Genomic DNA, 21275 nt, shown 5'->3' on the forward strand with positions numbered 1-21275 from the left:
GGCTGCCCCTCAGGCAGCCCGGCACGCCGCCGCCTATCCGCCCCCCGCGGGCCCCGGCGTCAGGGGCTTTTTCAAGATTCCGGAGCGCGTCAGCAAAGCGCTTCGGCTCGCCGCCGAACGAGGACGCTAGACGGATGACATCTCCGCTCGAAATGACGCTGTTGCTGCTGCTCTGCTCCGTGGCAGGCGTCGTCGTATTCCGCTATTTCAATCTGCCGCCGATGCTCGGCTATCTGGCGGTCGGCATCATCGTGGGGCCGCACGCAGCGGGTATCGCGCCGGATACGGACCGCGCGCAGCATCTCGCCGAATTCGGCGTGGTTTTCCTGATGTTTTCCATCGGGCTGGAGTTCTCGCTGTCGAAGTTGCGCTCGATGCGGCGCATCGTGTTTGGACTCGGCGCGAGCCAGGTCGCGGCGACCATCGCCCTCGCGCTCCTGTTCGGCTGGATCGCGCACTTCTGGATCAACATGACATGGCAGGCGAGCTTCGCGCTCGGCGGCGCGATGTCGATGTCGTCGACGGCCATCGTCAGCAAGCTGCTCGCGGAACGGCTCGAACTCGAAGCGGAGCACGGCCGCAACATCTTCGGCGTGCTGTTGTTTCAGGATCTGGCGGTCGTGCCGCTGCTCATCATCATCGCGGCCTTCGGCAACGGCAATTCGTCGCAGCTCGCGATGTGGCTCGGCATCGCCGCGGTGAAGATCGTCGTCGCGCTGACGGTGCTGCTGTTCGTCGGCCAGAAGTTCATGACGCGCTGGTTTGATATCGTCGCGCGGCGGCGCTCGCAAGAGCTGTTCATGCTGAACCTGCTGCTCGTGACGCTGGGCGCGGCGTTCATCACCGACAAGTTCGGCCTGTCGCTCGCGCTCGGCGCGTTCATCGCGGGCATGCTGATCGCGGAGACGCCGTACCGGCATCAGGTGGAAGAGGACATCAAGCCGTTTCGCGACGTGCTGCTCGGTCTCTTCTTCGTGACGACCGGCATGCTGCTCAATCCGCGCGTGATCTGGGAGCATCCGTTGCTGGTGCTCGGCTTCTTCGTCTTGCCGATTCTGCTCAAGGCCGTGATGATCACCGGTCTCGCGCGCGTGTTCGGCGCATCGCCGGGCGTCGCGATGCGAACGGGCCTCGGGCTCGCGCAGGCGGGCGAGTTCGGCTTCGTGCTGCTGAACCTGATTCTGGATTCGCATCTCGTCGACCCGATCATCCTGCAGGCGATTCTTTCCGCGATGCTCCTTTCGATGCTCGCCGCGCCGTTCATCATCCAGAACGCGGACCGCATCGTGCTGCGGTTGTCGTCGACGGAATGGATGCTGCAATCCTTGCAGATGACGAAGATCGCGACGCAGAGCCTGAAGCAGAGCGGCCACGTGATCATCTGCGGCTACGGCCGCGCGGGGCAGAATCTCGCGCGCATGCTGGAGCAGGAAGGCATTTCCTACGTCGCGCTGGATCTGGACCCGGACCGCGTCGCGGCGGCGGCGGCGGCCGGCGAGTCGGTCGTGTTCGGCGATGCCGGGCGGCGTGAGTCGCTGCTCGCGGCGGGCCTGCATCGCGCGGCGACGATCGCGATCACCTACGCGAACACACCTTCCGCGATGCGCGTGCTGCACAACATCCACGAGCTCGCGCCGACCTTGCCCGTGATCGTGCGTACGGTCGACGACGCCGATCTCGAAAAGCTCACCGCCGCGGGCGCGACGGAAGTGATTCCGGAGATCGTCGAAGGGAGTCTGATGCTCGCGTCGCACACGCTCGTGCTGATGGGCGTGCCGATGCGCCGCGTGGTGCGGCGTGTCGAGGAAATGCGCGATGCGCGCTACAGCCTCCTGCGCGGCTATTTCCGCGGCGCCGACGACGATGACGACGACGATGGCCACGAGCAGGTCCGGCTACAATCCGTACCCATCGACGCAAATTCCGAAGCCGTCGGGCATTCGCTCGACGATCTCGGTCTCGTCGGCGAGGGTGTCGAGGTGACCGCGATCCGGCGCCACGGCATCCGGGGCGTCGAACCCGACCCCGACACCAAGCTGCGCGCGAACGATATCGTCGTGCTGCGCGGCCTGCCCGAAGTGCTGGCGCTTGCCGAAGAACGGCTCTCGCGCAATCGCCGGGCGGCTTAGTCTCTCTCTTTTGTCACCAAGGCGAACGCGCGGCCTCACGGCGCGGACTCCGGAGAAGTCATGTCCCTTACCCCTTCGAACGCCCAGCTCGACGCCGCGCGTTTCATCAAGGAACGCGTGCGTACCGTCGACGACTGGCCGCAGCCCGGCGTGCAGTTTCGCGACATCACGCCCGTCCTGCAGGATCGCCGCGCGCTGCGCACGCTGATCGACCTGTTCGTGCAGCGCTACATCGACGAGAACGTCAATGTGATCGCCGGCATGGACGCGCGCGGTTTTATCATCGGACCGATACTCGCGTACGAGCTGAGCCTTGGTTTCGTGCCGATCCGCAAGAAGGGCAAGCTGCCCTACAGGACGCTCTCACAGTCGTACGACCTGGAATACGGCAGCGCGACCGTCGAGATTCACGAGGATGCGTGCAAGCCGGGCGATCGCGTGGTGATCGTCGACGATCTGGTCGCGACCGGCGGCACCATGATGGCGGGCAAGATTCTGCTAGAACGGCTCGGCGCGAATGTGGTGGAAGCGGCGGCAATCATCGATTTGCCGGATCTCGGCGGCTCGAAGCTGCTGCGCGAAAACGGCGTGCCGCTCTATACCGTGTGCGAATTCGGCGGACATTGAGATGCCCAACTTCCTGCTCTTTCTGGCGGCTTCTGTCGCGATTACCGTCGCGCCCGGTCCGGACAATCTTCAGGTGCTGGCGCGCGGCATTTCGCAAGGGCGTCTCGCGGGCGTCGTCGCCGCGCTCGGCTTCGCTTTCGGCGTGATCTTCCATACGACGCTCGCGGCGCTCGGCATCGCGGCGCTGCTGCGTTCGTCGCCCATGGCGTTTCAGGCGGTGAAGCTCGCGGGCGCGGCGTATCTGGTGTGGATCGGCATCAAGGCGCTGCGCAGTCATGGTCTCGCGACTGCGCACGAGCGTCCGAGCCAGCCGCTTTCGACGGTGTTCCGTCAGAGCGTGATCGGCAACATGCTGAATCCGAAAGTCACGCTGTTCTTCATCGTGTTCCTGCCGCAGTTCGTCGATCCGCACGGCGCGCAAGGCGTGATGCTGCAGATGTTCGAACTGGGCGGCGTGTTCATGTTGCAGACGGTCGTCGTGTTTTCGCTGTTCGGCCTCGGCGCGGGGATGATCGGCGCGTGGCTGAAGCGCCGTCCGCGCCTGGGCGTGTGGCTCGACCGGCTCGCGGGCGTGACGTTCATCGCGCTGGGTATTCGCGTCGCGTTGCGCGACTGAGGGTTTGCGCATGACTTTGCCCGCCATCCTCGCCGCGCGCCGTTTCGACGCTACCGCACACGCGCCGTTTTTCATCGGCGCTGAACGCGTCGGCTGGATTCGCCATACGGATGTCGACGCGCTGCGCCGCTGGCCGGACGTGTTCGACATCGACGCGGCATCGGTTCGCCTGCATGCATCGCTCGCCGATGTGAATACGCGCAGCGCCGCGCTCGGCGCGGTCATCGGCGCGCTTTACGCCGAAGGAAAAATACTGGGCTGGCGCGACGAAACCTACGCGATCCGCAACGACTTCGACGCGCCGCCGCTCGCGTTCATCGAGCGTGCGGCATCGCGCTTCTTCGGCACGATGACCTACGCGGTGCATCTGAACGGCATCGTAAAATATCGGGATAAGGCGCCGCAGTTGTGGATCGCGCGCCGCAGCGACACCAAGGCGACCGATCCCGGCATGCTCGACAACATCGTGGCGGGCGGTATCGGCTGGGGCTTCGAGCTGATGCCCACGCTCGTGAAGGAATGCTGGGAAGAGGCGGGCATGCGCGCGGAACTCGCGCAAACCGCCGCGCGCGGCCGCACCTTCCATGTGCTGCAGTCCTTGCCCGAGGGCACGCAGGCCGAGCAGATCTTCGTCTACGACGTCTGTCTGCCGCCCGATTTCGCGCCGCGCAATCAGGATGGCGAAGTCGGCGAGCATCGTCTCGCGCGCATCGAAGATGTCGCGCGTTGGATCGAAGAAGGCGCGCTCACGGTCGACGCCAGTCTCGCGACGCTCGACTGCATGCTGCGCCACCAGTGGATCGACGAAGACGCGTGCGAAGGCATCGCCGCGCTGCTCGATCCGCCGCCGCTCTGAACATCAAGAATCAAACGAACGAGGAAAGGTCATGTCGACCGAACATAGTTTCTATCTGAAGTTGTCGTGCCCGGATCGTCCGGGGATCGTGCATGCCGTGTCCGGCTTCCTGTTCAACCTCGGCGCCAATATCCTCGACTCGGCGCAGTTCGGCGACAGCCGCACCGGCGAGTTCTTCATGCGCGTGCATTTTCAGGAAGTCGGCGGCGATCCCGGCCTCGAAGCGCTGCGCAAGTCCTTCACCGATCTCGCCGATGAATTCGGCATGCGCTGGGAGTTGCATGATGCGTCGGTGAAGCCGCGCGTCGTCATCATGGTGTCGAAGATCGGTCATTGCCTGAACGATCTGCTGTTTCGTTATCGCACCGGCCAGTTGCAGATCGAGATTCCGGCGATCATCTCGAATCACAAGGATTTCTATCAGCTCGCCGCGAGCTACGATATCCCGTTCCATCATCTGCCGCTCCTGAAGTCGACGCCCGAAGCGAAGGCCGCGCAGGAAGCGCGCGTGCTGGAAATCGTCGATCAGCACGATACCGATCTCGTCGTGCTCGCGCGCTACATGCAGATCCTCTCGGCGAACATGTGCGAGCAGCTCGCGGGCCGCGCGATCAATATCCATCATTCGTTCCTGCCGAGCTTCAAGGGCGCGAAGCCGTACTATCAGGCGTTCGATCGCGGCGTGAAGCTGATCGGCGCGACCGCGCACTACGTGACCTCCGATCTCGACGAAGGCCCGATCATCGAGCAGGAAGTGGAGCGCGTCGACCACAATATGACGCCGGATCAGCTGACGGCGATCGGCCGCGATGTCGAATGCGTGACGCTCGCGCGCGCGGTGAAATGGCACGCGGAGCATCGCATTCTGCTGAACGGACACAAGACTGTCGTGTTCCGTTAAAGGTGCTTCAGACGCGAAAACGCCCGCAAGATGCTTGCGGGCGTTTTCATTTGCGGACGACGTTTCAGACGAGCCGCAGATAAATCAGCTCGCGCTTGATATATCCGTAGAAAATCGGCGCGGCGATTACGCCTGGAATGCCGAACGCCGCTTCCATCGCGAGCATTGCGAGAAGCAGTTCCCACGCGCGCGCCTCGATCTGCCCGCCGATGATGCGCGCGTTCAGGAAATATTCGAGCTTGTGGATCAGGATGAGGAACGCGAGCGACGCGACCGCGGTGCCGAACGACACCGACAGCGAAATCCCGACGATGATCGTGTTCGAAATCAGATTGCCGACCACCGGCAACAGCCCGACGATGAACGTGATCAGCACCAGCGTCTTCGAAAGCGGCAGCCGCTCGTGAAAGAGCGGCAGCGCGACGAGCAGATACAGCGCGGTGAAGACGGCGTTGATCGCCGAAATCTTGATCTGCGCGAACACGATGCGGCGGAAGGCGTCGGCGAAGCGCGACACGCGCGCGACGAGCGCCGTGGACAGCGGCAGCCGATGATGCATCGCGCGCGGCGCGCTGACCGCGATGATCGCGCCGACGATCATGCCGATCACGATATGCCCGAAGCCGCGCGCCATTTCCTTGCCGCCTTGCTGCAGCATTTCGGCGTGCTTGTGCATCAGTTCGGTGGCTTTGTCCTTCATCTGCACGGTGTCCACGGGCAGATAATTCGCGATCCAGTCCGGCACACTGAGGCGCGCGCTGGACGTGATGCTCATCAGCTGATCGAGCAGTTTTTGCAGGCTGGGGAAATCGCGCTCGAAATGTTCGATGGTGGCGATCGTCGCGCCGGTCAATCCGCCGACGATGATCGCGGAGATCAGCCCGACCGCGATGAGCCGCGCGCCCTTGCTCACGACGTGACGCTCGATCACGGGCGCCATCATGTGCGTGAGCTGAAACACCAGCATGCCGGCGAGCATGCCGCCGAGCAGTTGCAGCCTGAGCGTGAGGTACAGCGCCAGGAGCGCGAGGATATAGCTGCCGATTTCCACCGCCGACAGCTTCGGCAAGCTCATGTCGCTCGTCAGCCTGACGTGGCGCGTCGGCAGGTCCCGTACCCGTGCCTCCTCGTTGGCCGCTTCGTTGCGCTTCGCCATGACTGCGTTCCTTTCCCCTGCTGCGTACGACGGTTATTCGTGCCGCGGCGCGCGCGGCGCATCCCCACGGTCTGGCGCGGCGCCCCTGCGCCGGCGCTCAGGCCGCTGATTTGGCTCGTTGCAACAAGGGTGCCAGATATCTGCCGGTAAAACTCGCTTTCGATTTCGCGACCTGTTCCGGCGTCCCCTGCGCGATGATCTGCCCGCCACCCGCGCCGCCTTCCGGACCGAGATCGATCACCCAGTCGGCGGTTTTGATTACGTCGAGATTATGCTCGATGATGACGACCGTGTTGCCCTGATCTCGCAGCCGATGGATCACTTCGAGCAAAAGCGCGATGTCGTGGAAGTGCAGACCGGTCGTCGGTTCATCGAGTATGTACAGCGTCCGACCGGTATCGCGCTTGCTCAGTTCCAGCGAAAGCTTGACGCGCTGGGCCTCGCCGCCCGACAGCGTGGTCGCGGACTGGCCGAGCCGGATATAGCCGAGACCGACGTCGAGCAGCGTTTTCAGCTTGCGCGCGACCACCGGCACCACCTTGAAGAACTCGTGCGCGGACTCGACCGTCAGGTCCAGCACCTCGCTGATGTTTTTGCCCTTGTACTGGATTTCCAGCGTTTCGCGGTTGTAGCGCTTGCCGTGGCACACGTCGCAGGGCACGTAGACATCGGGCAGAAAGTGCATTTCCACCTTCAGCACGCCGTCGCCCTGGCACGCCTCGCAGCGTCCGCCCTTGACGTTGAACGAGAAGCGGCCGGGGTCGTAGCCGCGCTCCTTCGCCGCCGGCACGCCCGCGAAAAGCTCGCGGATCGGCGTGAAAAGGCCGGTGTAGGTTGCCGGATTCGAGCGCGGCGTGCGGCCGATCGGAGATTGATCGACGGCGATCACCTTGTCGAAGTGCTCAAGACCTTCGATCGACTCGTACGGCGCCGGCTCCGTCGAGGAGCCGTACAGGTGCTGCGCGACCGCGTGCTGAAGGGTGTCGTTGATAAGTGTGGACTTGCCCGAGCCGGACACGCCCGTCACGCAGGTCAAAAGTCCGACAGGCAGATCCAGCGTCACGCGCTTCAGATTGTTGCCGTGCGCCTCGGCGATGCGCAGCATGCGCTCGTCCGGCGCGGTGCGCTCGGCGGGGTAGCCGATCGTGCGCTTGCCGGACAGATACTGGCCGGTGATCGAATTGGCGTCTTTCTGCACCTGAACCGGCGTGCCCTGGGCGACGATCACGCCGCCGTGCACGCCCGCGCCCGGCCCCATGTCGACGACATAATCGGCCATGCGGATCATGTCCTCGTCATGTTCGACGACGATCACCGAATTGCCGATATCGCGCAGATGCTTGAGCGTATTGATGAGCCGGTCGTTGTCGCGCTGATGCAGGCCGATGGACGGCTCGTCGAGCACGTACATCACGCCGGTGAGCCCGGAGCCGATCTGCGATGCCAGCCGGATGCGCTGCGCCTCGCCGCCGGACAGCGTTTCGGCGCTGCGTTCCAGCGACAGATAATCCAGCCCGACGTTGTTCAGGAACGAGAGCCGCGCGACGATTTCCTTGACCACCTTGTCGGCGATTTCGCCCTTCGCGCCTTCGAGCCGAAGCGTCTGGAAGTAGCCGAGCGCGTCGCGCAGCGGCCAGCCGCTGATTTCGTAGATGCCGCGCGCCTGCTCGTCCGCGCCGACTTTCACGAAACGCGCCTCGCGCCGCAGACGCGTGCCTTCGCACGCCGGGCACGGCTGATTGTTCTGGTATTTCGCGAGTTCCTCGCGCACGGCGGCCGAATCCGTCTCGCGGTAGCGCCGCTCGAGATTCGGGATGATCCCTTCGAACGCATGCTCACGCACCGACGCGCGTCCGCGCTCGTTGATGTACGAAAACGGAATCGCCTGCTTGCCGGACCCGTACAGAAGGATCTTGCGCACTTTTTCGGGCAGATCCTCGAACGGCGCGTCGATCTCGTATTCGTAGAATGCCGCGAGGCTCTGCAGCATCTGGAAATAGAACTGATTGCGCCGGTCCCAGCCTTTCACCGCGCCTGCCGCCAGCGACAGCGACGGGTGCGCGACCACGCGCTTCGGATCGAAGAAGGTGATCTGGCCGAGCCCGTCGCACTCGGGGCACGCGCCCATCGGATTGTTGAACGAGAAGAGGCGCGGTTCCAGTTCCGGCAGCGAGTACGAGCAGATCGGGCACGCGAACTTCGAGCTGAAGAGCTTTTCCTTTTCGGTGTCCATTTCGAGCGCGATCGCGCGGCCGTCGGCGAGACGCAGCGCCGTTTCGAACGATTCCGCGAGACGCTGCTTCATGTCGGGCCGCACTTTCAGGCGGTCGATCACGACATCGATCGTGTGCTTGTCGTTCTTTTTGAGCTTGGGCAGCGAATCGACTTCGTAGATTTTCGCGACGCCCTCGTTCGCCGTGCCGCCGCCCGAGCGGATGCGAAAACGGATGAAACCCTGCGCCTGCATTTCCTCGAACAATTCGACGTGCTCGCCCTTGCGATCCGCGACGACGGGCGCGAGGATCATCAGCTTGGTTTCCTCGGGCAGCGCGAGCGCGGCATCGACCATCTGCGAGACGCTTTGCGCCTCCAGCGGAATCAGATGATCCGGGCAATACGGCGTGCCGACGCGCGCGTACAGGAGACGCAGATAGTCGTGGATTTCGGTGACGGTGCCGACGGTCGATCGCGGATTGTGCGAAGTCGCTTTCTGCTCGATGGAAATGGCAGGCGACAGACCTTCGATCAGATCGACGTCCGGCTTTTCCATCAGCTGCAAGAATTGCCGCGCGTACGCCGAAAGACTTTCGACGTAACGGCGTTGACCTTCCGCGTACAGCGTATCAAATGCGAGCGACGACTTGCCCGACCCGGACAGCCCCGTGATCACAATCAGCTTGTGGCGCGGCAAGTCGAGATTGACGTTCTTCAGATTGTGGGTGCGAGCCCCACGAATGCGAATTTCTTCCACGAGTGTGTTCCGGGGTTCTCTCTGGTGTTTTCAGCGGCGCTTTCATCCGCCCCGGCGGGCCATGTTGCCTGTGCCGGGCGGAAAGAGAGGGGGCCAAACCTGCTACTATAACGACTTTTAAAGGGCGCAGCGCCCGAGCCCGAAGGGCCGGATGCGCGGCGATCGGCCGGCGCGGGGGCTTGCTGGCGAGGCACGCGGCGGGCCCAGGCCGTGTGGCCCATATAGTGCCGTTTCGAGCAAGAACAAGGCGACCGCGCCTGGCTGCGCCGCAGGCCAGGCCAGACGCGACTCTCATCCAATTCCCGTTTCTGATGTCCAATCCGTCTGCCACGTCCACACGTCTGAGCGCGCCGGAACTGCGCGCGACCGTGTCGCTCGCCGCGATCTTCGCCCTGCGCATGCTCGGGCTCTTCATGATCATGCCGGTGTTTTCCATCTACGCGAAAACCATCCCCGGCGGAGACAACGTGCTGCTCGTCGGCATCGCGCTCGGCGCGTACGGCGTTACGCAATCGATGCTCTATATCTTCTACGGCTGGGTGTCCGACAAGTTCGGACGCAAGCCGGTCATCGCGTTCGGTCTGCTGGTGTTCGCGCTCGGCAGTTTCGTCGCGGCTGTCGGGCACTCGATGACGTGGATCATCGCGGGGCGCGTGATTCAGGGCATGGGCGCGGTGTCGTCGGCGGTGATCGCGTTCATCGCGGACCTGACGCACGAGGAAAACCGCACCAAGGCGATGGCAATGGTTGGCGGCAGCATCGGCGTGTCGTTCGCGGTGGCGATTGTCGGCGCGCCGATCGTGTTCCATTGGGTCGGCATGAGCGGGCTTTTCACGGTGATCGGCGTGCTGTCGATTCTTGCCGTCGGCGTGGTCTTCTGGGTCGTGCCCGATCCGCCGGCGCATCCCGTTCACGTCAAGGCGCCTTTCGCCGAAGTGCTGCACAACGTCGAATTGCTGCGTCTGAACTTCGGCGTGCTCGTGCTGCACGCCACGCAGACCGCGCTGTTTCTCGTCGTGCCGCGCATTCTCGAGGAAGGCGGCCTGCCGGTCGCGTCGCACTGGAAGATTTACCTGCCCGTGATGGCGCTCGCGTTCGTCATGATGGTGCCGGCCATCATCGCCGCCGAGAAACGTGGAAAAATGAAGAGCGTCATGCTGAGTGCGATCGGGCTTATCCTGATCGGCCAGTTGTTATTGGGCGCCGCTCCTCATACGCTGTGGTCAGTGGCCGCCATTCTGTTCGTGTACTTTCTCGGCTTCAACGTGCTGGAGGCGTCGCAGCCTTCGCTGGTGTCGAAACTCGCGCCGGGCACGAGAAAGGGCGCGGCAGCGGGCGTGTACAACACGACGCAGTCGATCGGCCTTGCCATGGGCGGGGTGATCGGCGGCTGGCTGCTCAAGCTCGACGGGCCGAGCGCGGTGTTCTTCGCCTGTTCGGGGCTGGTGCTCGCGTGGCTACTGGTCGCGGCCTGGATGAAGCCGCCGCCACGCCGGACCGAGCGCGCGGCCTGAGAGAATTTTTGAACCATCGAATCAAACCGGCGCGGTGCAGCCGACGTCACGTCTGAAGACGGGATCGGCCAATCGCATCGTACGGTTGACAGTTAGCAAGGAATCTACCGGAGAAATCATGGCATCAGTCAACAAGGTCATTCTCGTGGGCAATCTGGGCGCCGACCCGGAAACCCGCTATCTCCCGAGCGGCGACGCCGTGGCCAATATCCGTCTCGCGACGACGGACCGCTACAAGGACAAAGGCTCCGGCGAATTCAAGGAACTCACGGAGTGGCATCGTGTGGCGTTCTTCGGCCGGCTCGCCGAGATCGTCAACGAGTATTTGAAGAAGGGCTCGTCGGTGTATATCGAAGGGCGCATCCGTACGCGCAAATGGACCGATCAGTCGGGCCAGGAGCGTTACTCGACCGAAATCGTCGCCGATCAGATGCAGATGCTCGGCGGCCGCGGCGGCGCGGGCGCTGGCGGCGATGACGGCGGCTACAGCCGCAGCGCACCGATGGAGCGCTCCGGCGGCGGCGGTGGTGGCGGCCGGGCCCCTGCCGGCGGACGCCCGAGCGGCGGCGGCGCTGGTGGCGCGGGTGGCGGTTCGAGCCGCCCGAGCGCGCCGGCGGGCGGCGGCTTCGACGACATGGACGACGATATTCCGTTCTGAAGTTTCGTAACCGAGAGTGTAAAGATCGACCCCGCCTTCGCGCGGGGTTTTTCTTTACCTGCGCGGACAAAATGGCCGGCATCATTCGCGTTCCATCGCGATCGCCGCGAGCGAGCTTGCCTCTTCCGGCTGCGCTTCCTTGCGTTCGCTGTAGCGGTTCGTGAGGTAGTCCGATCGGTCACGAACCAGCAGTGTGAACTTCACGAGTTCTTCCATCACATCGACGACGCGATCGTAGTAGGACGAAGGCTTCATCCGGCCGGTCTCGTCGAACTCCTGCCAGGCCTTGGCCACCGACGATTGATTGGGGATGGTGACCATACGCATCCAGCGGCCGAGCACGCGCAACGCGTTCACCGCATTGAACGACTGCGAACCGCCGCATACCTGCATGACGGCGAGCGTGCGGCCTTGGGTCGGTCGAATTCCGGCTGACTCCAGCGGCAACCAGTCGATCTGGTTCTTGAACACGGCGGCGAGCGTGCCGTGCCGTTCGGGGCTGCACCATACCTGTCCTTCAGACCACTCGGAGAGCTTGCGCAGTTCGACCACCTTCGGATGATCGGCTGACACGCTGTCGACCATCGGCAGGCCGGAAGGATCGAACACACGAGTGTCGGCACCGAACGTTTGCAGCAGACGCTCGGCCTCCAGCGTGAGAAAACGACTATACGACGTCGGTCGCAGTGAGCCATATAGCAACAGGATTCGCGGCGCGTGTGTCGAAATCGATCGGGGCTGCAGCTTCTCGCTGTCGGGGATGTCGGTGTGGGCAGCGTTGAGATTCGGGAGATCTGGAAACATGTCTGTGGAAAGTGGTCAGGCGGCTTCGTACCAGCGTTGCGAACGATTGACGACGCCCACCACCAGCAGCATCACCGGCACCTCGATGAGCACACCGACGACCGTGGCGAGTGCCGCGCCCGATTGAAAGCCGAACAGACTGATGGCCGTGGCGACGGCCAGCTCGAAGAAGTTGCTTGCGCCGATCAGGCTCGACGGTCCAGCGACGCAATGCGCGACGCCAAGGCGGCGATTGAGCAGATAAGCGAGGCCCGAATTGAAAAACACCTGAATCAGGATAGGCACGGCGAGCATCGCAATGACGAGCGGTTCTCGCACGATCGCCTCGCCCTGAAAACCGAACAGCAGTACGAGTGTTGCGAGGAGCGCAGCAATCGACCACGGGCCCAGGCGGGCGACCGTCACCCTGAAACGCGCCGCGCCTCTGGCCATCAGACGCTTGCGCAGCCACTGCGCGAGCAGCACCGGAATGATGATGTACAGTCCGACCGAAACGATCAGCGTGCCCCAGGGCACCGTGATCGACGACAATCCGAGCAGCAGCGCCACGAGCGGAGCGAACGCAACGATCATGATCGCGTCGTTCAGCGCCACTTGCGAGAGCGTGAAGTACGGGTCGCCTTTGCACAACTGCGACCACACGAAGACCATCGCGGTGCAGGGTGCGGCTGCCAGCAGAATCAAACCTGCGATGTAGCTGTCGAGCTGGTCGGCGGGCAGCCAGGCGGCAAACACGTGGCGCACGAAAATCCATCCGAGCAGCGCCATCGAAAACGGTTTGACCAGCCAGTTCACGAGCAAGGTCACGCCGATGCCCCGCCAGTGGGCGCCGACCTGCGCGAGCGCGGAGAAATCGATCTTGACCAGCATCGGAATGATCATCACCCAGATCAAAACGCCAACCGGCAAGTTGACCTGCGAGACTTCCATATTGCCAATCGCGTGAAAGAGTCCCGGAAAAATCTGTCCGAGGCCGATGCCCGCGACGATGCACAGCGCCACCCAAACGGTCAGGTATCGCTCGAAGAAGCCGATCGTCGAGGCAGCGTTAGCGCGCGTGGGGTCGGTCGTGCTCATTGGATTCCGCGACGGCTCGCTCGCCGATCGCGCGCAGCAACCGACACACGGATGTGAACGCGCTTCATGCCGAATCTCCGCAGCAGTTCGGCATCCCGCTGGCGTCGCACGGCGCGCCCGCGCAGCAGTTCTCCGTGAGGAAGCCAATCAGGCTGTTCATCGCCCCGAAGTTGGCCGAGTAGAAAACATAGCGACCTTCCTGGCGCGGGGTGACGAGTTCCGCGTGCGAGAGATCCTTGAGGTGAAACGACAGACTCGAGGGCGCGAGTCCGACCTGCTGCGCGATCTCGCCAGCGGCCATGCCTCCGGGGCCCGCGACGACGAGCGTTCGGAACACCGCGAGCCGCGATTCATGAGCGAGCGCGCCGAGCGCGCGTACGACGAGGTTCGAGTCCATGGTGTGGACGATACCGCACGGCGTTCGATATTTCAATAAATATCGAAATGACGCTTCGCCAAAACACGGCATGGGTCGTTCGCGCCTGTCCAATTTACGCGTCCCCATCCGAGCTCGCACGAACCGTTCGGAACGATGAGTCTCGGCTCTAATAGCCCACGGCCCATTTTTTTCATTCCGGCAAGGCGCTGTCTGAATTATGGCGGGGCACGCCCCGTTTTCCTCTGCCGCATATTAATCTCTCGCCGTCGCGTCTTTGACCTGGTGCAACTCGATTCGAAGTCGAAATTTTGCGGGAGCCTAATCAGACTTTTCCTATGGTATGCGAATTAATCGCATCCTATTTTTGAAGCAATTATTCAAGAGAATAAAAGCACTACTTATTTGCTTTATGTCATTGAGTTTGGCCGTTTTTGATGTGTTTGTTTAACGCGGTTCGGTAAACACCAACTCAATGAAAAGTGTGGTCAAGGCTGCTGACGTGGAGTATTTCCACGGGCGGGCTCGCCGCCGCGAGCAAATTTCAAAAACCCACAAAATGACCGGGGGCCTCTTGAAGCTTCGAATCGTACTGGCTGACGATCATCCTTTCGTTCTTCTCGGAATGAAAGCGCTCTTTGCAGGCGACGACGGAATGGAAGTCGTCGGTGAGGCAAATAACGCGAGCACGTTGTTGTCCGAACTTGCTATCAAGCCGTGCGATGTTCTCGTCACGGATTTCGCCATGCCCGAGCCGGGTGTCGATGCGAACGACGGATTGCTGTTGATTCGCAAGGTGAGACAGGATTTTGCAGACATCAGCATCGTTGTGCTGACCAGCGTAAGTAATGTAGCGATTTTGCGCTCCATTCTGAACGCCGGCGCGACCAGCCTCGTCAACAAAGCCGAGCCGATCGAGCTCGTGGCGACGGCTGTGCGGCATGCGAGTGTCGGGCGGCGGTTCGTGAGTGCGTCGTTCTCCGCCGCGCTCGCCGAGGCGGGCACCGAGACGGACTTTTCCTCGGAAGAGCCGCGGCTTTCGCCGAGGGAGATCGAAGTCGTGCGGCTGTTCGCCAAGGGGCATTCGATCACGGAGATCGCGAAAGAGCTCGATCGCGACGTTCGCACCATCAGTCGTCAGAAACGCGACGCGATGAATAAGCTCGGGGTCAGGAACGACCCCGGATTGTTCGCATTTGTTCGCGCACGCGGACTGGGATGATTTTTGTTTGTTTTATTTCGGATGCATCTTATGTATCTCAATGTTTCGGTATCCGATGCTTGTGCTTCGTTTTTGGATGTGGATTTGATTTCGCGCGAAGCGAAGGGGTTTGAGTCGATGGAATTCGGGAACGGGAGCCAGGTGTTCTCGCACGCTAAACGGATCAGGCTCGCGATAGCGGATGATCATCCACTCGTCATCCTCGCGATCGAGCGCCTTGCTGGGAGTTTTCCCAATGTCGAAGTGGTGAGTCGCAGCACGAATTCCTCGCAGCTCGACGAGTCGCTCGCGCGGCACGAGTGCGATGTGGCAATCATCGACTTCTTCATGCCGGGCGGACGCCATGGCGATGGCATCGAACTGATCCAGCATGTGGCGAACCAGTATCCGGATGTCCGCACCATCGTGCTGTCCCGCAGCGACGACGCGGCGATCGTCAAAAAGGCGCTGGAAGCGGGAGCCCAGGCGTTCCTCAGCAAGGAAGACCGGCTCGATCTGATCTATGTGGCCATTGTTTCGGTCATCGCCAACGAGACTTACCTCGGACCCGCCATACGCCGCACTCTGGCACTCGCGGATGCCGAAAGTCACGCGCGGTTCATTCGGCAGAGGCTCACGAGCCGCGAACTCGAAGTCATCGAGCGCTACGCGCGCGGCGCGAACGTCACCGAGATCGCGAAAGAACTGGACCGCAGCGTGAAGACGATCAGCGCACAAAAATGCGCGGCCATGCGAAAGCTGGATCTCTCGACGGACGCCGATCTTTATCGTTTCATCGCGGATAGCGGCTTGATCTAGCGGCGGTTGGTCAAAAACCGGAGGAGAAGACGCACGGTCCGTAGAGGGCCGATGTGTGCCGGACAATCTCAACAATACGCACAAAAATGAGAAAAAAAGCGCCGCTTAGGGCGATCGTTGCCGACGACCATCCGGTCGTCGTCAAAGGCATTCAAAGCTTTCTGGAGCGTGACGGGGCAGTCCGAATCGTGGCCACTGCGCGCGACACGTTGGAACTCGCCGAGGCGCTCGATACCACGCCATGCGATTTCGTCTTTTCGGATATCGGCATGCGCGGTATCGATGGCGAGAATAGTTCGATCGGATTTCTCAGGCGCCTGGCGTGGCAGGAGCGTAGACCGAGAGTCATCGTGCTCACGATGATTTCCCAGACTCGCATGCTGGCGGGACTCGTCCAGATTGGCGTGGACGGCGTCATCGACAAGCGTGACGGTCTCGCATGCCTCGGCGAGGCGATATCCGTGGTCGAAGCGGGTGGCTGCTTCCTTTCTCCGAGCGTGGCGGCGGCGGTGCGTCATCTGCCGGTCACATCGCCGGCGCGAGCGGGCGTGTTGAGCCGGCGCGAGTGGGAAGTGTTTCAGCTCTATGCCAGCGGCCTTCTGGTGCATGAGATCGCCGAACATTTCGGGCGAAGCCGCAAGACCATCGCGACACAAAAGCGAAGCGGCATGCGCAAGCTGGGGCTCGAGAGCGAAGGCGAACTGGTCGCCTATCTGCGGCAGATCGGTCTGGTCTGACCCTGCGTCGACGGCCGCGCATGCTTATTTTCTGTGCAAATTGGGACGGTTCCGATTCGATCCTGATCCGTTGCAGTTCAGACTCAAATCCTTTGCATTCGACAGGCAAGCACCAAGCGCGCGGACGGCGGCGTCACATGTGACGAGCCGGTGTCCTCGCGGCCTTGCTCAGCCGGCGATGCGACTGTCGTTGCAAGCGTCGGCCCGCATCCAGGGGGTTCGCATTGAGATCATTGTTCGGGCGTTGTCTTCTTTTACTCTGCCTCATCGCCCCACCTTATTGCTATTCCGCTCCGCCCGGCATGCACGCCGGCGTTGCGTCGGCCACCGCCGAGGTCCACACGGACGCGCATCACGAAACTGCAACCGTCGGGTTGGACGAATCCGAGCGCAGTTATTTACGCGCATTGAAGCCGATCGCGGTTGGCGTAATCGAAGGAAGCCAGGCAGAGGACGCGTCGCTCGAACCGCCACGGGTGGTGCTCGGAAAAATCGAGGCGTCGCTTGGCGTCACGTTCGATCCGAAGCCCTTTGATGACTGGACCCAGGCGACGACCGCATTTCAGCGCGGTGAGATCGACATGATCGTGGCTTCCAGTCCGCCCGGACGCCTGAACTACGCCATGCAGTCCGAACTGCACCCGCTCGATGAATTGATCAAGCGGGCGTTCACGCAAATCCCCGAGCCCGGCTCCGCCGCCGCCAAGACCACGGCGCTCGGCTTCGCGGGCTGGAACATCACGGCGCTGCGCCTGTTGCCGGCGCTGATCGGCATTGCTGCCGTGTTGTTCGTGACCCTTCGCGCATTCATCCGTCTGCAACAGGAAATGAACCGGCGCGTGGAAACCGAACAGCGTCTCGCGACGCAACTCAGTTTCCAGCAAACGATGATGGAGGTCGTGCCGTACCCGCTCATCGCGAAGGACATGGAGAACCGCTACATCGCGGTGAACCGCGCGTTCGAGGAAGCGCTCGGCGTGCGGCGCGAGGACATTCTCGGCCGCACGAGTCTCGATGTGACGGCGTGGGGCGCGGAGCACAGCCGGCTGCTGCACGAACTGACGCACGCGACGCTGACCACCGGTCAGCGGCAGGAAGTCGAAGCCGAATTCTGCGACCAGCAGAACCTGTCGCGCTGCGGTCTTTTCTGGACGGGCGCGTTCACCGCGTCGAATGGCGAGCGCGCGGGCGTCGTCGGCACGATGATCGACATCACCGACATACGCGACGCCGAAACCCGCGCGCGGCAGACCGAGCGGCGCCTTCACGACGTGACGCGTTCGTTGCCCGCGGTCGTGTTTCAGTTGCGCCGCGCGAGCGATGGCACGTACAGCCTTCCTTATATCGATGGGGACACCCGTCAACTGCTCGGGCTCGATGTCATCGCGCTGGCCGATGATCCGATTCACGCGTTGACGCACGTCAACCTCGAGGACAGCGCGCGTCTGCTCGCCGAAATCGAGACCTCGGCGCGCACGCTCGAACCGCTTCATACCGAGTTCCGTTCGACCATCGAAGGTGTGAGGCGCTGGATTCGCGCCGATCTCGTCGCGCACCGCGAAGACGACGGCGGCGTGGTGTGGAGCGGGTACTGGGCCGACGCCAGCGTGGAGCACGCGCGCGCGGAAGAACTCGCACGCGCGCGCGATACCGCCGAGGCTGCTTCACGCGCGAAAGACAATTTCCTGGCGATGATGAGCCACGAGATCCGCACGCCGATGAACGGCGTCCTCGGCCTCGTCGAAGTGCTAGAGAACACGCCGCTGAATCCGGATCAATCCCAGATGCTCGGCATGATTCAGGATTCCGCGAGCGCGCTCCTGCAGATTCTGGACGATCTCCTCGACTATTCGAAGATCGAGGCCGGGCGCCTGACGATCGAGTCGACGCCGATCGATCTGCGCGAGCTCGTAGATAGCGCCATCGGCCTGCTTGCCGGACGAGCGCATGAAAAGGGGTTGCGCGTACGCGTCGACGTGGCGCCGGAAGTGGCTGCGCAGGTGCGGGGCGACAGTGTGCGTCTCAGGCAGGTCATCTTCAACCTGATGAGCAACGCGATCAAGTTCACGATCAAGGGCGATGTAGCGCTGCACGTTCGCGCAGTGGAACAGCGCGACGCGGAGCAGGTGATCGAACTGTGCGTCAGGGATACCGGCATCGGCATTGCGGCTGAGGCCCAGCAGAGCCTCTTCGAACCCTTCGTGCAGGCGGAAACGTCCACGACGCGCCGCTTCGGCGGCACCGGGCTCGGGCTGACCATCTGTAATCGTCTCGTCGAACTGATGGGCGGAACGATGAGTCTCGAGAGCGCGATCGGTGTCGGCACGGCCATGAACGTGCGTCTCGCGATGCCCATCGAGACGCTGCACTATCAAATCGACGGATTGCGCGGCAAGCGCGGCATCATCGCGATCGACGACGACCGCGTGGCGTCGGCGCTCATGCATTATGGCGAGGCGCTCGGCCTCGTGTTGCAGCGTTATGCGCCCTGCGAACTCGCGCGCTCGGAACCCACATCGCTCGAAGACGTCCAGATCGTCTTTCTGAGCGATACGCACGAGAACGCCGTGCCGCTCGGTTCGCGTGTGATTCACGTGACCGAGAAGCCGAAGCCGACCGGCTACCGCATTCTCGAAGACGACATTCGCGTGAGCGTCAATCCGATTTCATGGCATGGACTCGGCGCGGCATGCGTCGCCGCGCTGACCGGCATGCCGCAGATCGCGTCCGGCGTGGTGCTAAGTCACGACACGAAAATGGCGGCGCCCGATCGCGGCGACGCGCTACGCGGCGGCAAGCTCGTACTCGTCGCCGAGGATCACCCGGTGAATCAGGAATTGATCCGTCATCAGCTTTCGTTGCTCGGCTTCGCCTGCGATGTCGTGCATGACGGCGTCGAGGCGCTCGCGGCGCTTGCGAATACGCGCTACGGCTTTCTGATCACCGATTGCCACATGCCGAACATGACGGGTTACGAGCTCGCGCGTCGCATCCGCGCGGATGAGGCGAGCACGGCGCGTCGGCTGCCGATTCTCGGCATTACGGCGAGCACCGCACCCGACGAGTTGCGCCGATGCCGCGAGGCGGGCATGGATCATTGCCTCGTGAAGCCTACGCGGCTCGCCACCTTGCGCGAGCATCTGAACCGCTGGTGGGTGACCGACAGCGCCGCGACTGTTCCCGCTCCGCACGCACCGCAAGACGAATCCGTGTCGCCGCGCGAGGATGACGAGCTCGATCTGGGCGCGATGGCGCAACTATGGGGCAGCGAAGCCACGGTGAAGGCGTTGCTGGATGCGTTCGTCTCGTCGTTCCGGGACGATCTCGCCGCGCTTCGCCGACTGCTCGATCGTGGCACGGTGGATGATCTGCGCGATTGGCATCATCGAGTTGTCGGGGCGGCCAGTGTGTTGCAGTATCGACCGTTGCTTGGTGCACTGGAGGACTTTCGCCGGGACCTGCCAACGAAAACGCGAGGTGCCCGCCGTCGCGAAGGACTTGCGCTGATCGCGCGATGCGAACAGCTCCTGGAGCGCATCCTGGAACAGTGCGCCACGATTCTCTGATCGGGTGACGCGGCGTAACGCGCGCCGCGTTCGCAGTTCCTATTCAGCCGGCGGCGCGAGGTTCGCGTTGACTGATTCGCGCTCGCGGAAATAGGTCAGCGCGAAATCTACGAAGGCGCGCGTTTTGGCCGACACATGCCGGCGGCCTGGATAGACGATCGACACTTCCTTCTGTGCATCCTTGAGTGAATAACCCGGCAGCAGACGCACGAGTGCGCCGGTGCCGATGTCCTGCGCCACATAGCTCTCGGGCAGCACGGCGATGCCCATTTCGGCGAGCGCGGCCTGCCGCAACATATGCGAACTGTTTACGGTGTAGGTGGGATCGAGCGCGACGCTTTCCAGCATGCCCGAAGGTCCGATGAAGGACCACGTCGAACCGTGAATGTCCGCTGACGGCGCAAGAAACTCGTGTTGCGCCAGCGCGGCGGGACGCGCGGGAGTGCCGCGTCGAGAAAGATATCCGGGCGACGCGACGAGCACCGCCGCCACGCTGACCAGCGGGCGGTTGATGAGCATGCCGCTACTGACCAGCTGCGGCACGACGATGCCGACATCGAAACCTTCCGCAACGAGATCGACCGGACGATGCAGCAGCGTCAGGCGCAGCTTGACGTTTGCATAGCGCTCGCGAAATTCGCGCAGCATCGGCGTGAGGCCGAGCAATGAAAACGACGCGGACGCCACGAGCTTCAGCGTGCCCGATGGATCCACCGAACTGTTGGCCACCGATGCCTCGATGGTCTCGACCTGATCGATGACCGCTCGGCAGCCTTCGGCATAGGCGCGGCCGGCTTCGGTCAGAGAGACGCTTCTTGTCGTGCGGTTCAGCAGACGCGTATTGAGATGGGCTTCGAGCAGGGAGACGTAGCGCGTGACCACGGCGTTGGACAGATCGAGCGCGGCGGCGGCGCGGCCGAACGATTCGGATTCCGCCACCTTCAGAAAGACGCGCATCGCTTGGAATTGATTCATTGAAATAGCGAAGTGAGAGGCGTCTTGCGAACGCATTGTGTAGGCGAGCAGAAGGCGAGAACAGCACTGTCTTCTCGCGTGCGCGATGCTAGCGCCGGCTTGGACGGGCAGGAATGGGAGCGCTCTGATTCGTCACGCGTGTCTCAATGTGACCACTGTCGCATGCATGCAACGGACCCTCTCGATAGACCCGGAAAACACGGGCGACACGATCGGTAAGTCCATGCAGCCTAAGCGTTTATCCATATTGAAAATACACTTTTCGATTTATTCGAAAAGCCTTTTGTGTTTC

General features: G+C 62.6%; 17 protein-coding genes. 11 read left to right on the top strand and 6 right to left on the bottom strand.

Going from position 1 to position 21275, the window contains the following annotated elements:
- Positions 1 to 134: 134 nt before the first annotated feature.
- Genes BTHE68_RS01255 through purU form a run of 5 tightly spaced genes read left to right on the top strand, consistent with a single transcriptional unit; the run spans position 135 to position 5129 of the window.
- Positions 135 to 2129, top strand: coding sequence for a monovalent cation:proton antiporter family protein (locus tag BTHE68_RS01255; RefSeq protein WP_162064794.1), 1995 nt, complete (start codon positions 135 to 137; stop codon positions 2127 to 2129).
- A 60-nt stretch (positions 2130 to 2189) separates the two neighbouring features.
- Positions 2190 to 2756 (top strand): adenine phosphoribosyltransferase, encoded by a 567-nt coding sequence (locus BTHE68_RS01260; RefSeq protein WP_162064795.1) that lies wholly within the window; start codon positions 2190 to 2192, stop codon positions 2754 to 2756.
- Position 2757: 1 nt separating this feature from the next.
- Positions 2758 to 3372 (top strand): LysE family translocator, encoded by a 615-nt coding sequence (locus BTHE68_RS01265; protein ID WP_162064796.1) that lies wholly within the window; start codon positions 2758 to 2760, stop codon positions 3370 to 3372.
- A gap of 10 nt (positions 3373 to 3382) precedes the next feature.
- Entirely contained in the window at positions 3383 to 4228 is an 846-nt protein-coding gene (locus tag BTHE68_RS01270; protein WP_162064797.1) for an NUDIX hydrolase, read from the top strand.
- 31 nt (positions 4229 to 4259) lie between these two features.
- Positions 4260 to 5129, top strand: a complete 870-nt coding sequence (purU, locus tag BTHE68_RS01275) for a formyltetrahydrofolate deformylase (protein ID WP_162064798.1) — start codon at positions 4260 to 4262, stop codon at positions 5127 to 5129.
- A gap of 64 nt (positions 5130 to 5193) precedes the next feature.
- Here the strand turns inward: purU and BTHE68_RS01280 are convergent, their stop codons facing one another.
- Complete coding sequence (locus tag BTHE68_RS01280; protein ID WP_162064799.1) at positions 5194 to 6285, bottom strand: AI-2E family transporter; 1092 nt, start codon at positions 6283 to 6285, stop codon at positions 5194 to 5196.
- A gap of 97 nt (positions 6286 to 6382) precedes the next feature.
- Entirely contained in the window at positions 6383 to 9256 is a 2874-nt protein-coding gene (gene uvrA / locus BTHE68_RS01285; protein ID WP_162064800.1) for an excinuclease ABC subunit UvrA, read from the bottom strand.
- 311 nt (positions 9257 to 9567) lie between these two features.
- On the opposite strand from uvrA, the gene BTHE68_RS01290 reads away from it, so the two are divergent.
- Both BTHE68_RS01290 and BTHE68_RS01295 read left to right on the top strand, forming a co-directional pair.
- The gene (locus BTHE68_RS01290; protein WP_162064801.1) at positions 9568 to 10770 is read left to right on the top strand and encodes an MFS transporter; all 1203 of its coding nucleotides are present in this window, start codon (positions 9568 to 9570) and stop codon (positions 10768 to 10770) included.
- Between the two features lie 118 nt (positions 10771 to 10888).
- Positions 10889 to 11428, top strand: coding sequence for a single-stranded DNA-binding protein (locus tag BTHE68_RS01295; protein ID WP_162064802.1), 540 nt, complete (start codon positions 10889 to 10891; stop codon positions 11426 to 11428).
- Between the two features lie 81 nt (positions 11429 to 11509).
- On the opposite strand, the gene arsH is transcribed toward BTHE68_RS01295, so the two are convergent.
- The 3 genes from arsH to BTHE68_RS01310 form a co-directional block, all read right to left on the bottom strand.
- Positions 11510 to 12232: an arsenical resistance protein ArsH gene (gene arsH, locus BTHE68_RS01300; RefSeq protein WP_162064803.1), complete on the bottom strand. Its 723-nt coding sequence runs from the start codon at positions 12230 to 12232 to the stop codon at positions 11510 to 11512.
- A 15-nt stretch (positions 12233 to 12247) separates the two neighbouring features.
- Complete coding sequence (gene arsB / locus BTHE68_RS01305; RefSeq protein WP_162064804.1) at positions 12248 to 13309, bottom strand: ACR3 family arsenite efflux transporter; 1062 nt, start codon at positions 13307 to 13309, stop codon at positions 12248 to 12250.
- 64 nt (positions 13310 to 13373) lie between these two features.
- A complete protein-coding gene (locus BTHE68_RS01310; protein WP_162064805.1) occupies positions 13374 to 13706 on the bottom strand; it encodes an ArsR/SmtB family transcription factor in 333 nt (110 codons plus the stop codon).
- 454 nt (positions 13707 to 14160) lie between these two features.
- On the opposite strand from BTHE68_RS01310, the gene BTHE68_RS01315 reads away from it, so the two are divergent.
- From BTHE68_RS01315 to BTHE68_RS01330, 4 genes are all read left to right on the top strand, one after another.
- Positions 14161 to 14907 carry a response regulator gene (locus BTHE68_RS01315; RefSeq protein ID WP_232077888.1) on the top strand — a complete coding sequence of 249 codons (747 nt, stop codon included), beginning with the start codon at positions 14161 to 14163 and terminating at the stop codon, positions 14905 to 14907.
- A gap of 117 nt (positions 14908 to 15024) precedes the next feature.
- Positions 15025 to 15705: a response regulator gene (locus BTHE68_RS01320; protein WP_162064806.1), complete on the top strand. Its 681-nt coding sequence runs from the start codon at positions 15025 to 15027 to the stop codon at positions 15703 to 15705.
- Positions 15706 to 15791: 86 nt separating this feature from the next.
- The gene (locus BTHE68_RS01325) at positions 15792 to 16442 is read left to right on the top strand and encodes a response regulator (protein WP_162064807.1); all 651 of its coding nucleotides are present in this window, start codon (positions 15792 to 15794) and stop codon (positions 16440 to 16442) included.
- A gap of 302 nt (positions 16443 to 16744) precedes the next feature.
- A complete protein-coding gene (locus BTHE68_RS01330; RefSeq protein WP_232077889.1) occupies positions 16745 to 20008 on the top strand; it encodes an ATP-binding protein in 3264 nt (1087 codons plus the stop codon).
- A gap of 39 nt (positions 20009 to 20047) precedes the next feature.
- Here BTHE68_RS01330 and BTHE68_RS01335 read toward each other — a convergent pair whose 3' ends face one another.
- Positions 20048 to 20983 carry a LysR family transcriptional regulator gene (locus BTHE68_RS01335; RefSeq protein WP_162064809.1) on the bottom strand — a complete coding sequence of 312 codons (936 nt, stop codon included), beginning with the start codon at positions 20981 to 20983 and terminating at the stop codon, positions 20048 to 20050.
- Positions 20984 to 21275: the final 292 nt, after the last annotated feature.

This window comes from Burkholderia sp. THE68, assembly GCF_009938265.1.
Taxonomy (GTDB): Bacteria; Pseudomonadota; Gammaproteobacteria; order Burkholderiales; family Burkholderiaceae; genus Caballeronia.